Source organism: Ruminococcus gauvreauii, from assembly GCF_025151995.1.
Lineage (GTDB): Bacteria > Bacillota > Clostridia > Lachnospirales > Lachnospiraceae > Ruminococcus_G > Ruminococcus_G gauvreauii.
The window spans coordinates 1,445,480-1,461,316 of record NZ_CP102290.1; the positions used below are offsets into that span (position 1 = coordinate 1,445,480).

General features: G+C 45.6%; 19 protein-coding genes. 3 read left to right on the forward strand and 16 right to left on the reverse strand.

Annotated elements, in window-relative coordinates:
* Positions 1-8: 8 nt before the first annotated feature.
* The 3 genes from NQ502_RS07030 to NQ502_RS07040 all read right to left on the reverse strand — a co-directional run bounded on the left by NQ502_RS07030 (position 9) and on the right by NQ502_RS07040 (position 1,199).
* A complete protein-coding gene (locus NQ502_RS07030) occupies positions 9-548 on the reverse strand; it encodes a helix-turn-helix domain-containing protein (protein WP_028527488.1) in 540 nt (179 codons plus the stop codon).
* 188 nt (positions 549-736) lie between these two features.
* Positions 737-964: a peptide deformylase gene (locus tag NQ502_RS07035; RefSeq protein WP_341349386.1), complete on the reverse strand. Its 228-nt coding sequence runs from the start codon at positions 962-964 to the stop codon at positions 737-739.
* Positions 936-1,199 (reverse strand): helix-turn-helix transcriptional regulator, encoded by a 264-nt coding sequence (locus tag NQ502_RS07040; RefSeq protein ID WP_028527489.1) that lies wholly within the window; start codon positions 1,197-1,199, stop codon positions 936-938. The genes NQ502_RS07035 and NQ502_RS07040 overlap by 29 nt, the downstream gene beginning before the upstream one ends.
* 280 nt (positions 1,200-1,479) lie before the next feature.
* Between NQ502_RS07040 and NQ502_RS07045 the strand changes: the two genes are divergently transcribed.
* Together NQ502_RS07045 and NQ502_RS07050 are read left to right on the forward strand one after the other, a co-directional pair.
* On the forward strand, positions 1,480-1,962 hold the full coding sequence (locus tag NQ502_RS07045; RefSeq protein ID WP_044982969.1) for a MarR family winged helix-turn-helix transcriptional regulator: 483 nt from the start codon (positions 1,480-1,482) through the stop codon (positions 1,960-1,962).
* A 21-nt stretch (positions 1,963-1,983) separates the two neighbouring features.
* Positions 1,984-3,060, forward strand: a complete 1,077-nt coding sequence (locus NQ502_RS07050) for an FUSC family protein (RefSeq protein WP_028527490.1) — start codon at positions 1,984-1,986, stop codon at positions 3,058-3,060.
* Between the two features lie 3 nt (positions 3,061-3,063).
* On the opposite strand, the gene NQ502_RS07055 is transcribed toward NQ502_RS07050, so the two are convergent.
* The 6 genes from NQ502_RS07055 to thrS form a co-directional block, all read right to left on the reverse strand.
* Positions 3,064-3,768, reverse strand: a complete 705-nt coding sequence (locus NQ502_RS07055) for a DUF434 domain-containing protein (protein WP_028527491.1) — start codon at positions 3,766-3,768, stop codon at positions 3,064-3,066.
* A gap of 35 nt (positions 3,769-3,803) precedes the next feature.
* Positions 3,804-4,439 (reverse strand): hypothetical protein, encoded by a 636-nt coding sequence (locus tag NQ502_RS07060; protein ID WP_028527492.1) that lies wholly within the window; start codon positions 4,437-4,439, stop codon positions 3,804-3,806.
* Between the two features lie 15 nt (positions 4,440-4,454).
* Complete coding sequence (locus NQ502_RS07065) at positions 4,455-4,997, reverse strand: hypothetical protein (protein WP_044982970.1); 543 nt, start codon at positions 4,995-4,997, stop codon at positions 4,455-4,457.
* A gap of 31 nt (positions 4,998-5,028) precedes the next feature.
* Positions 5,029-5,427 carry a hypothetical protein gene (locus NQ502_RS07070; RefSeq protein ID WP_028527494.1) on the reverse strand — a complete coding sequence of 133 codons (399 nt, stop codon included), beginning with the start codon at positions 5,425-5,427 and terminating at the stop codon, positions 5,029-5,031.
* A 15-nt stretch (positions 5,428-5,442) separates the two neighbouring features.
* The gene (locus tag NQ502_RS07075) at positions 5,443-6,741 is read right to left on the reverse strand and encodes an SPFH domain-containing protein (protein ID WP_028527495.1); all 1,299 of its coding nucleotides are present in this window, start codon (positions 6,739-6,741) and stop codon (positions 5,443-5,445) included.
* Positions 6,742-6,947: 206 nt separating this feature from the next.
* A complete protein-coding gene (gene thrS / locus NQ502_RS07080) occupies positions 6,948-8,870 on the reverse strand; it encodes a threonine--tRNA ligase (protein ID WP_028527496.1) in 1,923 nt (640 codons plus the stop codon).
* Between the two features lie 422 nt (positions 8,871-9,292).
* On the opposite strand from thrS, the gene NQ502_RS07085 reads away from it, so the two are divergent.
* A complete protein-coding gene (locus NQ502_RS07085) occupies positions 9,293-9,853 on the forward strand; it encodes a uracil-DNA glycosylase (RefSeq protein WP_028527497.1) in 561 nt (186 codons plus the stop codon).
* Between the two features lie 26 nt (positions 9,854-9,879).
* Here NQ502_RS07085 and NQ502_RS07090 read toward each other — a convergent pair whose 3' ends face one another.
* The 7 genes from NQ502_RS07090 to NQ502_RS07120 form a co-directional block, all read right to left on the reverse strand.
* The gene (locus NQ502_RS07090) at positions 9,880-10,578 is read right to left on the reverse strand and encodes a C45 family peptidase (protein ID WP_028527498.1); all 699 of its coding nucleotides are present in this window, start codon (positions 10,576-10,578) and stop codon (positions 9,880-9,882) included.
* Between the two features lie 17 nt (positions 10,579-10,595).
* A complete protein-coding gene (locus tag NQ502_RS07095) occupies positions 10,596-11,219 on the reverse strand; it encodes a CatB-related O-acetyltransferase (protein ID WP_028527499.1) in 624 nt (207 codons plus the stop codon).
* A gap of 382 nt (positions 11,220-11,601) precedes the next feature.
* A complete protein-coding gene (locus NQ502_RS07100; RefSeq protein WP_028527500.1) occupies positions 11,602-12,321 on the reverse strand; it encodes an ABC transporter permease in 720 nt (239 codons plus the stop codon).
* Positions 12,318-13,133, reverse strand: coding sequence for an ABC transporter ATP-binding protein (locus tag NQ502_RS07105; protein ID WP_028527501.1), 816 nt, complete (start codon positions 13,131-13,133; stop codon positions 12,318-12,320). The genes NQ502_RS07100 and NQ502_RS07105 overlap by 4 nt, the downstream gene beginning before the upstream one ends.
* Entirely contained in the window at positions 13,130-13,948 is an 819-nt protein-coding gene (locus tag NQ502_RS07110) for a MerR family transcriptional regulator (protein ID WP_028527502.1), read from the reverse strand. Before NQ502_RS07110 ends, NQ502_RS07105 begins: the two co-directional genes overlap by 4 nt.
* A gap of 128 nt (positions 13,949-14,076) precedes the next feature.
* Positions 14,077-14,754: a D-lyxose/D-mannose family sugar isomerase gene (locus NQ502_RS07115; RefSeq protein ID WP_028527503.1), complete on the reverse strand. Its 678-nt coding sequence runs from the start codon at positions 14,752-14,754 to the stop codon at positions 14,077-14,079.
* A gap of 14 nt (positions 14,755-14,768) precedes the next feature.
* Positions 14,769-15,824 carry an aldose 1-epimerase family protein gene (locus NQ502_RS07120; RefSeq protein WP_028527504.1) on the reverse strand — a complete coding sequence of 352 codons (1,056 nt, stop codon included), beginning with the start codon at positions 15,822-15,824 and terminating at the stop codon, positions 14,769-14,771.
* Positions 15,825-15,837: the final 13 nt, after the last annotated feature.

The following is a 15,837-nucleotide window of genomic DNA, read 5'->3' on the forward strand; positions in this document are numbered from 1 at the left end:
CAGGCGTTTCAGTCTTTCACGATTTTTACACTCAACCAGTGTCTTTTAACTTTCACACTATACTTTAACTCATACGTGGGCAGCCCTTTGACTATCGCATCATGGATCTCGCTGATTTCTTCTGCAATCTGTTTTTCGTCAGCATACCAGCTTAAAAAAGTCGTGGGCTCCCCCCAGAAAGAGCCCTCTCCCCTGCTGGCACCAAACAGTGCATATTTGGGCGAACCTTTGCCTGTTCTCATTTTTTGTGAGGCTATCACCCTGCAGCAATTGGCAATTACGTTTTCATGCGGGGAGGTTATCACTATAGTTCCAGTCACACCAGCATTACCGACACGGTTATCTGCGACGATTTCTGTACCCATCAGGATATCCAGAGAAACATTCAATCTATTAGACAGCAACAGCAGTTTTTCAGTCTCCGGATACCCCGCACCCTGCTCCCATTTAGAAACTGCCTGTCTGCTGACCTCCAGCAATTCTGCCAGTTCTTCCTGAGATAACCCCTTTTCTTTTCTGATCTGTTTCAAATTATCTGCAAAACTCATATGCATACCTCTCTTTCTGTTATCTTATATGCTAATATAAGTCTTTTATCCATTTCCACCAACCTGTGGTTGCATTTATGCAACTCTGGGTATCATTCAATTGCTTTTCTGAGGACGGATCGTCTTTACAAAGCAGCCCGGAAAACTGAGACACCCTTCCATACATTCCTGAACCCCGCTGTAACCAATTATCCGGGGATTGCCAGTTTATAACAACAGCCACAGTAGTCAATAACTACAAGCCGTTTTAATATTCCAATTTGATTGGCAGCTATTGCCGCCCCGTTTTCAGTGTTGCGCAGTGTATCCAGCATATCATCAAGGATCGTATGGATCCTGTCGTCAACTGCTTTTACCTCTCTGCATTTTTTTCTTAAAACAGCACTGTCATGATAACAAAGATTTCTTATTGCCATTGCCGCTCCCCCTGCTGCAGTCTGCACGCGATCTTCTCTGACTCTCATCAAATAGAAAAATTTCCTCAATAGAACATCCAAACACCTGCGATAAATCATAGGCAATCCAGATAGACGGTTCAAATTTCTCTGTCTCAATCGCGTTAATGGCCTGTCTTGACGTGCCGATCATTTCTCCCAGCTGCTCCTGGGTCATGCCTCTTTCTTCTCTTAACTCTCGAATCCGGTTTTTCATGCTTTCTCCTCCCTGTAATGTTGACCTTACATTCAGTATATATCGTCGGCCTTGTAATGTCAACCTTACATTTTAATCCGCGATTATTTTCAAAAATTTTTTCACCGCCCTTTTTGTAACTGTCCTGCGTTTCCAGACGTTTTACGAAACACACTTGACTTCTTTAATCTGCGGTAGTATGCTTTTATATAGTTTACAAAGTATACTATTTACAAAACAGCTGCCTTATACTTTTGTTAAGATGTTCTTATATTAACTTAAAATTGAGAGGATATTCGTTATGAAAGATAAAAACTGGATTGATTCCATGAAAAATCTCGGCGCCATCCGGCTGTTTTGCAGCCTGTATCTGAGAAAATCCAGAAAAGGAGCCGTTACGTCTGCACAGGAAGTAGATCTGCTGTTTCGCACCGCACTTGCAGCAGGCTCAATCACACCGCTGGAATTGAGCTTGCAGATGGGAATCAGCAAAACCATCGTCAGCAGACTCATTGAACATCTGACCGGAAAACATCTGGTCAAAAAAATCTACAGCGCAGATGATAAACGAAGTTATTATCTGAAGATCACCGAAACAGGAAAACAGGAATTAGACACCATGTATTACTATTATCTCGGACCACTGTATGACCTGCAGGAACATCTGGGAAATGAAGATTATGAAGAACTGATACGTTTGATTCAAAAAGCCAATGAATCCATGGTTTCCAAACTTCAGAATGGCAGCGGAAATACCGGACATATCGATAAAGCATCATTTTAAATTGAAAAAGGAGGAGTTTTTTTGACATTTTATCAAGAGCTTCAATTAAATTCAGCCGGTTCAAAAGAGTTAATCCGGCAAGCACAGGATAAGAAAGAAAAGTGGAGGCACATACTGATCTATAATTTCAAAGTATACCTCGTGGTGGCATTTTGCTTTGCGGTAGTTTCCATCTACAGTATGATCTTCGGCTCCGACAACAGTGTGGCCGGAGTTGTGGTACTGCTCGCGCTTATGGTACTGCGGCAGGTGGATTTCGGAATCAAGACCTCTCACGGTGTTGGGGTGATATTCCTGATTTTCGGAATTCTGGCGGCAGGCCCCCGGCTTTCCAATATGCTGAGTCCTGTCCCTGCGTTTTGTGTTAATGTTATCTGCATTTTGGGTATCATGGTGCTCGGCTGTCACAATGTGCTGATGTCCAATCAATCGACCTTTGTGCTGGCCTACCTGCTGCTTCAGGGGTACGATGTAACCGGTCATTCTTATATGACGAGAATTACCGGGCTTGCCCTGGGTGCTGCCGTCTGCGCTCTGGTCTTTCACATCCGGCACCGCGGCCGGGTCTATAAAAGAAGTTTCTCACATCTGTTCAGGGAATTTTCCTTATGCTCGGCAAGAACACAGTGGTATATCCGCCTGACGCTCGGCGTATCTTCCGCAATGCTGATCGCCTCGCTGCTTCATATCCCTCGTGTCATGTGGGTGGGAATTGCCTCTATGTCAGTCCTGCTTCCATTTGCAGAGGACCTGAAATACCGTGTCAGGCGCCGCGCACCCTTTAATATACTGGGCTGTGCCATCTTTTTGCTGCTTTACACACTCCTGCCCAAAAGCATGTATGCCTTTATCGGACTGATAGGCGGTATCGGCGTCGGCTATTCCGCAGGCTATTCGTGGCAGACAGTGTTTAATACATTCGGTGCACTTGCGATTGCCTCCGATGTATTCGGCTTAGGCGCGGCGATCCTGCTGAGAATTTCCGCAAACGTATTCGCTTCGCTGTATTCTCTGATTTTCAACAGCATGATACAGCGTGTACAGTCCTGGATCAGCGGTGTTTCCCAGGGGCGCGGCGCGGTGAATGATGTGGGATAAATATTATTTCCACACCCTAATCGGTACCGCCTCCGTTTTTTCAACACATATGCTGCTCAGGTTAAACCAGCTCTTACACCGATCCAGTATTACAGAATCTGAAGTCATCACACATTCCTGATTCTGAAGTAACCGGTCCACATCATGAACCACCTGAATATCGAGCTCTGCCCTGTAATCTTCCCAGACTTCAGCGATGAGACTTTTCAGCCGGCCGGAATTGGATACCGGTGCATCCAGATAGAACACTGCTTTCCTGATCCCTAAATCATCCAGCGTATCAGCGATCAGCCTTATAGCTTTCGGAGTCTCTTCGATCAGCCGGTAAGTTCCGCGCAGCCCTGCCAGATCCCGGATCGTTCCATCCATGCAGTGCAAAAGCAGTGACTCACACAATGCGATCTCAAGTGTGATAACGCTGTTAAACCCATCAATATGAACTGTCCTGCCCGCCATAGATTCTTTCACGCATTCTTTATCTCTGCGCCGCCTGAGCTGATCATCGGATGCAGTACTGCGTACGACAGCCAGGCGCTGACGCTCTGACAGCAGAAAATGATTTCCCACAAAAACTGATGCATTTTTCATCCGATATCCTTCATTTAGCAGGTAGCATACGTGTTTTGATGCTTTATTTAATGTCTCGATTGATTGCGGACTAAATTCCCGGGTATCGTGTGGACTGCCGCCTCTTTTTATTGTACTCATATATGTATTTTAACACAGTACATCATAGATATACCCTATTCAATTATAATGGGCGAACCACAGTATTCGCACTCACTTATCGTTCCAACTGTAACCAGATTATTCGCCCCACAATTTTTACAAACTACAACTTCTTGCTGTAACGTCTGACTAGTCTCAGCATATACAACATCCTTATTCTTCCGTTCGTTATGCGGCAAAACAATTTCACTATTTCCATGATCAATATAAGCGTTGCTAAAATACCCTCTATCGATCATTGCCTCAAGATCTTTGACAACTTGTTTCTGGTTCATACTCATCGCTGAAGCTATATTTTCAATGGAGGTCTGCTGATTATTAATCACAATATTAATATACTTTTTATATTTTTCACCGGACATTTTAACTTTCTTAGCAGAGTATAGCATTAAAATACCCCCACCGACAAAGAAAACCAAACCAATTGCAAGATCCCCTGCTGTTACGGTTTTATCCGATATGCTTCCCATCGAACCAATAATACCAATAGCGACAAAGATCCAGCCAATAACACTCAGAACCTTACTATTTTTCATCGCAGCCGCTTTATCTGTACTGATTTTTTTATATAGAAAGTACAATCCAACTGGCCAAAACACAATTAATAACAGTATAACCACTAACCATGATACCGATTTCTTTTTCACCATAAAGCCTCCCCCCTTTTATTGTATTGGTGAGCCACAGTACTCACATTCACAAACCTGTCCCTTGGGAATTTTATTGATCCCTCCGCAATTTTTACAGGTAACTGTAGTATATTCGATATTCTTATTAACTAAAGGTTTATCATACTGACCGGATCTCTTTGAGCAAATCACAATCCGATTTTTCTGTTTATCGATATAGGCATCCGCAAAGTATTTTTTCTTAATCATATAATTCAAATTTTTATATACTTCATCCTGCGATGATCCAGATGCAGACGCTAAATTTTCAATAGACCCTGTCGGGTCCGTAGATAACTGTGCTGCATACCGTTTATACTCTTTTAGAATTTTTTTTCTCTTTAATCCGAAAAAAATAATGGCAGCGCCGATCAACGTCAGTATCCACATAATAATAATTGTACCAGCCCCGTCTTTTTCCATATCAAACATACTATATATCGCTGTCAGACCAAACAGAAATGTAATAAAGCATCCACATATCAGCTGTATTATTTGTATGCTTTTACTTATCATAATAGCCATTTGTGATTTATTCATTTCCTAAGTTTTCCCTTCTTCTATTGCTTCTTCAATTCTTTTTCATTATTTCTTTCGCAATATGAACAAATAATATTTCCAGTATCAATGCAACAGCGAACAAAATAATCTGAATTATTAAAAAGCCTTTTAATCCTGCATTAGAAAAATTCATATATATTAGTGAAATTACAATAACGACTGCTGAATAAGCAGCAATTACACTTCCCCCGCCGGCTCTTAAGATAATTTGCTCTGATTTATCTGCCAACCTTTCAATCATTATCATACCTGAAAAAAATATAATTTCAGCAAATAATACAAATGTAAAACTAATCCATTTTTTAGTATTCATTGACTCTTTCCCAATCAGCAAAAAGCTCAGAACTGTAGCAATAACAAGCACACTCCCCAGGCTCAGCAATAGTTTTGATCGTTTATTATAGTCCATAAACGCCCTCCCTTCTTACAATTTTATTCCACAATCAGGGCAGAATTTTGGTTTTCCTTCTATTATCGTATTACATTCTGGACAATGTTCAACCAGTGCTTCACCGCACTCCGGACAAAATTTAACATTGCCCGGTATTTCAGCTTCACATTTAGGGCAGCGCTTTGGAAGATGATAACCACATATCCCACAAACTTCAGCGTTATCTTCAAGATCGGCACCACATTCCGGACAAGGATTATAACGCTTGCCACATTCCGGGCAAAATTTAGATTTTCCGTTAAGCTTATTTCCACACTTAAAACATACAATATTTCCTGATGCAGGCGACTCTTTCACGTTCGCTCGTAGATCAAAACCACACATTCCGCAAAATCTATACTGTTTATCCACATTCGTATGGCATTTAGGGCACTCTATCATATCATCTACAGTTTTTATTTCCTGCGCCACAGATCCAAATACATTTCCAACGGCTCCTCCTAATCCAACTCCCATGCCAAGTCCCATACCAGCTCCCATAAAAGACGCAGAATTCGATCCGGGATTGACAGCCGCACCTTCTAATGTATCAAAGGATCTTTCCTGCTGATAACTGTAACCAATAATATTCATCTCGGCCTTTTTTGCAAGGGCATCTTTCAGTGTCATAACTGCAGGATCATCCTCGGGTACGCTGATATCATTTACATAAAAGTTGGCCAGTTTGATACCATACTCATCCATTGTCGGTTCAATTCGTTCCTTCAGATATATTGATAATTGATCAATATACGCATTTATTTCGAGAACAGAAATTTGTTCGTGTATTACATAAGAAGAGATAGCATCTTTAACTTTTGTTATATATAATCCCCTGAAATATTTTATAAGATTTTGCTTGTCAAACACTGGAAGAGTACCAACTAATTTTACCAAAAATTTTTGTGAATCATCAATCTGTATCCCGAATATTCCGTTGGAACGTATCGGTACAAAAACCCCATATTTCTGATCTTGAATTTGAATCGGGCTTGCGGTTCCCCATTTAACATCAAGTGAAAAAGCTTTGTTTATGTACCATATTTCAGCCGTGAACGGCGAACGGCCTCCAAACGGCAGATTAACAATTTTATTTAGAAACGGTATATTGGCCGTCTCAAGTGTATGACGACCACTCCCAAATATATCCAATGCTTTTCCGCCCTTAAACAGCACTGCTTCCTGCGACTCATTTACAATCAGCTGTGTCCAGGTTCCCAATTCCTCGCTGGGATATTTCCACGCAAATACATCGGATCCACCATTATACTTTACCACCTCTACTATAGCCATTTTCAACCTCCAGTTATTTCTATTTTTCTGCAAAAGCAGTATTTTCTGCATGCCCTGTCCGCGAATCATACACAAATTATATCATATCGCTTCTATTATTTATAGTACAACTAATTCATATACGCGGTTTTTCTATAGCCACAGCAATTGGCATACTAGACGTAAAGATGGCAAGCAATCTAAAAAGTCACCTCCCATCTCAACATTTATTCTATATTCTCTTCTCTGCGCGCTCTCGTCCTGATTTCATCTTTCACATCATCAATAAAGCTATTCAGCTCTTTCTGTCCTTCATCCCCTTCAAACCTGCTTCTCACCGAAATAAGACCGTTCTCTTCCTCCTTCTGCCCGACAACAAGCATATAAGGCACCCTTTCATTGCGGGCTTCACGGATCTTATATCCGATTTTCTCAGCACGTTCATCAATTTCGCAGCGGATCCCCGCCTCTTTCAGACGATTCAGTACATGATAACCATACTCCGAGTATTTGTCAGAGATAGGCAGAACCTTAACCTGCACCGGTGCCAGCCATGTGGGAAATTTCCCCGCAAAGTGTTCTGTCAGTATACCGATAAACCGCTCAATGGAGCCGAAGCATACGCGGTGGATCATAATCGGCCGATGCATCTCTCCGTCGGCTCCGATGTATTCCGCCTCAAACCGCTGCGGTAGCTGAAAATCCAGCTGAATCGTGCCGCACTGCCACGTTCTTCCGATGGCATCCACCAGATGGAAATCTATCTTCGGACCGTAGAAAGCGCCGTCCCCTTCATTGACAATATATTCAAGATTCATCTCCTCCAGCGCCTCACGCAGACCATTTGTCGCCATGTCCCAGTCCTCGTCACTCCCCATGGAGTCTTCCGGACGTGTGGACAATTCAATCAGGTATCTGAAGCCAAACAGCTGATATACTTCAGAAATCAGCCGGACAACCCCTTTAATCTCATCACGTATCTGCTCCGGTGTCATGAATATATGGGCATCATCCTGATTAAAACATCTGACACGCATCAATCCGTGAAGCGCGCCGGATTTCTCATGGCGGTGCACCAGTCCAACCTCAGCCAGCCGGAGGGGCAGTTCCCGGTAGGAATGCGGCTGTGATTTGTAAACAAGCATACCCCCTGGACAGTTCATGGGTTTAATGGCGAAATCCTCATCATCGATCACCGTTGTATACATATTTTCTTTATAATGGTCCCAATGTCCGGACGTTTCCCATAAATGACGGTTCAGCATTACCGGGGTTGAAATCTCCACATACCCTTCACGTTCATGAATCTCGCGCCAATACTGCATCAAGGTGTTCTTTAGTACCATTCCCTTCGGCAAAAAGAACGGAAAACCAGGTCCTTCTTCCGAAAACATGAACAGGTTAAGCTCCTTACCCAGTTTTCTGTGATCCCTTTTCTTTGCCTCCTCAAGCATAGTCACATATGCCTCCAGATCAGCATTCTTCGTGTATGCGGTTCCATAGATCCTGGTCAGCATCTTATTTTTCTCATTGCCCCGCCAATATGCCCCGGCAATCTTCATGAGCCTGAACGCTTTCACCGATTTCGTCGACATCAGATGCGGGCCCGCACAGAGATCTGTAAAATCACCCTGGCGGTACAGACTGATCACAGCGTCCTCCGGCAGGTCACGGATCAGTTCTACTTTGTATGGTTCATCCTTTTTTTCAAAAAAACAAATGGCTTCTTCCCTTGAGAGTTCAAATCGTTCAAGCGCAAGGTTCTCCTTCACAATCTTTTTCATCTCCGCTTCGATCGCCGGAAAATCTTCCGAAGTTAACGTCTTGTCACTGTCAATATCATAATAAAATCCATCATCAATGGACGGACCGATCGCCAGCTTTGCATTCGGGTAAAGCCGTTTGACCGCCTGTGCCATGATATGTGCCGCGGTATGACGAAACGCATCTTTTCCTCCTTTATCCGCAAAGGTAAGAACACTGACGCAGCAATCCCTGTCAACAACCGTGCGCAGATCCACCCGCTCTCCATCTACCTCTCCTGCACATGCTGCCCGTGCAAGACCTTCACTCAAGTCCTTTGCGATGTCTAAAATGCTCTTTGCCTCCGTATATTCCCTGACGGAACCATCTTTTAACGTTACTTTCATGTCTATTTTCTCCTTTCAGAAATTTTTCCAATAGAAAACGCCCCCTGCGCTTTCTATCTGGCGCAAGGGGCGAATAGTATCATTCGCGGTTCCACCCTCATTATTTCATGCAAAAAACATGGAATATCTCATCTTTGATGATAACGGAATCACCGGACCGGATTAGGGCCACTCCGAGATGGTCTTCCTGGTATGTTCCGCCAAGATACTCACAGCCCCTGGTAATACGCCATCTGGTATCTCTCTCTGAGAACTTTGCATACCGTACTCTTCTCTTCTACGTTTGACATAAATTATAGTTTATCGCGGAGTGAGTGTCAAGCCACGGCTTGAAAAACAAATATCCCTGCGGGCTGCTTGTTTTTCTGCGCACGTGGTATAATATTCATAAAAACCAGCGAGAGTCTGTGAAAGGAGTTTCCATGTATACCTGGGAAGAATTAAATACCTTCGTCAATTCCTGCAGCCGCTGCGGTCTGTCCCGCTCCAGAATCTGTCCCGTTATGGGAAGAGGCAATCTTCAGTCCGATCTTATGTTTATCGCAGAGGCACCGGGCGCCGAAGAGGACAAAGCAGGCATCCCATTCATCGGTCCTGCCGGGCAGCTGTTTGACCAGCTTCTCGGCGACTGCGGCATCAGCCGGGAAGAGATTTATATCACCAACATACTAAAGTGCCATCCGCCGCGCAACCGTGACCCGCAGGACAGCGAAAAAGAAAGCTGTATCCCTTATCTTAAATATGAAATACTTCTGGTACGGCCGAAGATCATCGTCTGTCTCGGCAGGGTTGCCGCCCAGCGCATCCTGTCTTCCGATTATCGGATCACAAGACAGCATGGACAGTGGATTCAACGGAAAAATTATGACCTCACCGCAGTCTATCACCCGTCTGCCATCCTGCGTGACCCCGGAAAACGTGAAGAGACCCGCCAGGATTTTCTGAGCATCGCAGATAAACTGAGAGCATGCAGGCACCAGTGAACACATTGGACTAACAGCCGTTGTCATCAATGGAACTGGTATTCTAAGATTCGGTCGAAATTATTATTCAGTACATAGTAAACTTTCTGTTCTTTCACCGAGTACACAAAAGTAACACGGGTAGCCCATACGCCCTCCTGCCTCACAGATTCGAGTACTGACATTGCATCGGCAGCAGAAAAACTGCTGCCGAACGATTCCAGCAGTTCTGCTGCCCGTTCATACCTGTCATCTCCGGTAACAATATATGGCCGCGTTTCCTCCGGCATAAGCAGAGAATAGTTCGTTACGAGAGAATACCTTTCTTTTTCCAGCCTGTAGCCGATACCCGGCTCAATCATCAGTACGCGCCCGCTTTTATCCGAAAGCATAGACTGCATGGTGGCATCCGGGGCATAGACGATGTTTCTGCTCCTCACAATGTCGAGTGCATCATCCAGGGAAATCTCCGCTCTTACAAAAGCCTCCGTAAGATCTGCGATCGAACAGCATTGGTCACCGCCACAATACTGTCCTTTCTCATTTCCATGCACATAGAGCAGTGTTCCCGCATTTCCATTAGCATTCACCCCATGAAACGAATGGTACCTGTGATCAGGCATCCGAATGCCGATATAGAACCGTTCCCTCTCTGTTATCACTTTATGATCCCACACTGCAAGATCAATGTCAAAATTAAAACCCGTGATCATATCATCGCCGTTGTAAACAAACCGTGTGCACATCTCTTTTTTCCTTTTCTCTACTGTAATTCATTCAGGCTTCCGGACTGAATGGCGCCGATATTTTTCCTGATCCGCTCAGCCGGCCAGTCCCACCAGCGGATATCCTGTAATCTGGCGATTGTATCCTCCGTAAAGCGTTTCCTGATCGGTTTGGCGGGAATGCCTCCGACAATCGTGTACGGCGCCACATCGCGTGTGACGACAGCGCGTGTTCCAATAATCGCTCCGTCACCCACAGTCACACCCGCCATTATCACCGCCTCATATCCGATCCAGACATCATTCCCGATCACAATATCCCCCCGGTTATCCCACGCATCCGCGACGTCCCTGCGGTCCAGTCCCCATTCCTCATAGAAAAGCGGAAAAGGGTATGCAGCCAACGAACGCATCGAGTGGTTGCCGCTGTTCATCAGGAACTTTGCCCCGCAGGCAATAGAACAGAATTTCCCGATCACAAGCTTATCGCGGTTCACCGGATAATGATACAATACATTCTGCTTTTCGAACAGTACCGGATCATGGACAAAGTCATTGTACATCGTGAAATCGCCAACCGATATATTGGGGCTTGTCACCACATTTTTCAGATAAACAGTATCCTTATCCCCGGTGCGGGGATAAATTCGTTTGTAGCACATGGCAGTCACCTCTTTTTTCTTATAGCTTTGACTTTATTGTACGCACTTATTCTTATCGGCTCAAGATAAAGAATGGTTCGGTAATGTTTTGTATCAATATTACTGATGCACAGTAATGATAAATTTTTATGTAAACGCGGCAAACCAGTTTTCTGACTCTTACGATGGAATTTCTCTTTTTATTCGATAAACAGATTGACAGGATACATTGTGCATTGTATTGCACTAATCAGGAGGATGGGGAGGCAGGCAGGACAGATTCACGCCAATAATTTTTGTGGTGCCGGTATTGCCACTGACGGTATAAGAGGCGATGCAACTAAAAAAGCTGGCATTAAAAAACCTGCTTATAACAAAAAATTAATTGTAAGCAGGTTTTCGCTTAAGATTCCGCCTGCAGCCGTTTCAGCAGCAAGCCGCATATCACTGCCGCAGCCAGAAAGATCACCAGCAGAGGCCACAGATTTGTGAAAACAAAGCCCCCGTCTGCCATCAGTCGATATCCCCATGCCGCAGGGCATATATCTCCCACAACCGCAAAAGCATGCGGAAGTAAATCTGCAGGAAACATGATTCCCGACAGCATAATAGACGGGAGAAAAATCATCTGTGAGATCATGGTGAGTTTTGCCTGATTTTTGATCAGCAGCCCCAACACGCTTCCTATACTTAAGGTCACCGCAGTAAATATTAAGAGTGAGACAAAATATAATGGCGGGCTTTCGGGCAGCTTTGCATCAAAAGCGATGGGGGCAGCCATGTATATGACAGCGCTCATCAGCATCAGATGGAGCAGCGCTGATAAGAACATGGAAACCAGCCCGAGATACATCGGGACCCCATTCGCCTTGTATACCTTCCTGATGTCATTTCCATAGACTTCCAAAAGAGAGGGAGGCAGGCCGATCAGCGCACCCGTTGATACCCCCAGCACAGTCATAGACTGAATCAGCGTGTTTCTGGTATCGGGGGTTATGGATGTAAATATTCCGCCCATGACAGCAAAGAACAAGAGCGGAACCACATAACAGGTGATCAAGAGTGTCCTGCTTCTCATATCCAGTTTCCACTGCAGTGCCAGTCCGTATAAAAATGCGCTCATTCCCCATTCCTCCCCGCTAAGTCGATAAAATGCTGTTCCAGTGTTCCTCTGTCTATTTTGATATCTGATATCTCAATCCCGCGCCGTTTAAAATCTTCCAGCAGCGTCAGCATGGTTTCCCCGATATCGTCAGCCTCAAAACGTTGATCCCCTTCTCCTGTTTTAATGTCGATGATATAGCGGCTGCCTGTTTTAGCTGACAGTTCTTCAACAGTCCCCAGGAATGCAATATCACCGTCATTCAAAATCGCGATACGGTCACACAGATTTTCAACCTCCGCCATATCATGGCTCGCAAGGATAATGGTCTTCCCCTGTGCTTTCAGCCTGCGTATCTGACTATGAAGTTTGACTCTTCCCTCAACGTCCAGTCCGGCGGTCGGCTCGTCAAGAAACACGATATCCGGATCGCCGATCAGGGCAAGTGCCAGGTGCAGACGCCGCTTTTGCCCGGTGGACAGTTCTGCATATTGATTCTTCGCCAGTTCCTGTATCCCCAGATCGGTTATCATCGAATGATCTATCTGAGTCTTATTCCATTTCGCAAACAGCCGCACTGCCTCCATCGGTCTGATACATGCCGGGAGCGACGCCGACTGCAGCTGAATGCCCATTCTCCCGTTCACCGCAATCTTTCCGCTGTCATACCTGCGCAATCCTTCGATACATTCAAGGGCTGTGGTCTTCCCTGCACCATTTACTCCAAGCACGGCAAATATCTCGCCTTCCCTGACGCCAAACGTCAGGTCTTTCAGCACCGTATGATCACCATAACTTTTCTTCAGCCTGTCAATCTCAATCGCGTATCTCATTTTGTCACCCCCTGAAAAGGGTCCAGCCCTTTTTTATCAAAATACTCCTCCAACGCCGGTATGATAAACTCATTGGCGATCGCCTGTTTTTGTTTCCATCCCATGTCCCCGGTCATGACATGATCCGTTTCCATAGATTCGTTCATCTCCATAAGCTTTGACAGCATGGCAGCATCACCGCCTGTGAATTTCATGATCATATCCCAGTATTCCCCCGCAAAGCGCTGCCCCTTTTCACTCCCGGGAGGCACCCCGTCTTTTTGAAACTGTACTGCTTCATCGAACAGGCGGGTAAGTGTCTCCAGCATCGCAAGGCCGCTGTCCATATTGAAAAGCCCGTGAAAATGATCAAGTACCTGGTCGTCTAAATGCTTGATCATCCAGTAGTACTCATTTTTCATCCGAAGATTCGTGATGATATCCGCATATTTCTTAAAATCCACCGACTGCATCTGCAGGGCTTCCTCCCTCAGTATCTCGATCTCTTTTAAGGATTCTGACAGAGTTTCGATCTTTTTCCGTATGGCGGCCGCCTGATCAGCCAGTGCCCCCGCAACATCTTCAGGCGTCTCGAGAGAAATCAGATGGTTTTTAATATCATCCAATGAGAATCCCAGAGACTTCAGAGATAAAATCTGGTGAAGCCTGACCAGATCTTTATCCGTATAAAGCCTGCGTCCTCCCGCGCTCTCCGCCGACGGTGAAAGTACGCCTTCCCTGTCGTAATACTGCAGGGTGCGCACGGTAACATCCATCTTTTTTGCGAGTTCTCCCACGGTCATATATCCCTCGGGGATCGCTTTATATTTGCTCATAGCAGCTCTCCTTCCCTTTGATTAAATCCATTATAATATATGACGCCGCGTCACGAGCAAGCCTTTTTCTGGAACTTCTGCTGACAGCAAAGCAGCGCATTGCCGCGATTGGCATTGCGCTGCTTTGCTTATGCTGTCGGATACTCATTACATAACAGCCGATAAGGTGGTTCGTCCTCTTCGATCTTGGGAAAACGCCCCATCTCCTCATAAAACCGGTTGTCGGTGTTGTCATCATTACACATGGACACTTCCCCGATCAAAACGGCTCCTGTGCCCGGTTTCACATCAAAATCATGGTATTGGCGCGGCCACAGGGTAATACTTTCCCCGGGTTTTAGCTCCACGCCTGTGCCTGCCGGAACGTAATAAGAGCGTCCGTCTGCGTTGATCAGAACGTCCGTGGTGTCGAAAGAGTCGTCTTCCCTGCTGTTATACAGATGGATAATCAGCGTGCCGCCGCCGCGGTTGATAATATCCTCACTCTTTTGCCAGTGGTAATGCATCGGCGAATGCTGCCCTTCCTTTAACATCAGCAGCTTTTCCGCGTACACCTTTTCGTATTTGGGATTGTTCTGATTGCCGTTGCGCAGTGTGATCAGTGCAAATCCCACCTTATCCCAGTCGCCAAGACCGTAGTCTGTAATATCCCACCCCATCATGTTATCTCTGATCTCATCATACTCCTCATTTTTACAAGCCCAGTCTTCCGGTGTCCAGTGGCAAAAAGGCGGGAGTTCAAATTTATGTTCTCTGATCAAGTCTTCCATTTCCCTGATACATTGGTTAATTTTTGATCGTTTCATGGCAGTCCTTCCTTTCACTCATTTCTTCCTGACCTTTGAATCATTGTCTTGTATCCTTCGATCTCCGAAGGATTTTCCAGAACTCTGAACCTTATAGTGATCTTCTCCTTTTCAAAAGGCTTCAGGATACGAAAATCCCGTTTTTTGGCATGATGCTCCCTGCCGTACACGCTGGCATTAGCGGGCTCAAATCCGACCACATAATCACCGGGTGCCGTCGACTTCCATTCCATAAAGTATGGAAGCACCTTCTGATCATATTCACAGCAGACCGCGATCTGCCGTCCTTCATTTACCAGCATCGCCATGGTCTTTTGTTCCTGATCGCCATACAGCGCATGGATGTATACGCGTTCCTCCTGATGATCCCGGGGCGCCTCCATTTGATCCCAGTCATCCATGTGACAGGCGGCTATCCCGTCGCGGGGAGTGGTGTTTTTCACCGGCAGGTAAATTCGTGCCGATTCATCCACCAGCGGATACCCCATGTTAAAATGGTACAGGATCATCATCGGTTCATCCCGGAACGACTGGTTCTCGATCTCATCTTCAATCGTCACACAATTCTCCCCCAGGCAGGTGCTGATCTTCCTGCGAAGAACCAGATTTTCCCCGAAAAGCTCTGCCTGTCTCATCTCGGCGCTGATCCGCTGCACGTACCGACCGCCTTCCCACCCGGCATCTGCTGCCAGATGCTCGGCAGGGGTCGTGCGGATCCTCCCATGCATGGGGTATTCTTTGCCGTCCACGCAGGCGGGCGCACAGATATTGTCCAGACCGCTGGTGAAAAGCATTCCTCCCATGATGCTTCGCAGCGCCTCCGCGCCGTTGGTGTCATAATGCCCCCTGCCTTGCAGCCCCGGCTTTGAGAGAAAGTTAAGGTTCATTCCTTTATAAGAAAATTCCGCAATGTCCAGGCATTTGTCCGCCAGAAGGGTAAATCGCAGATCGCCGCTTTTTACATCATAAGCCTTCATCCCGGCGGCACGTCCTTCTTCATACGTGACCGGCCGCACAAATGCCATCTGCTGCATGCTTCCGACATATCTCATGGTATCATATTTTTCCATCGCCCGCACACTC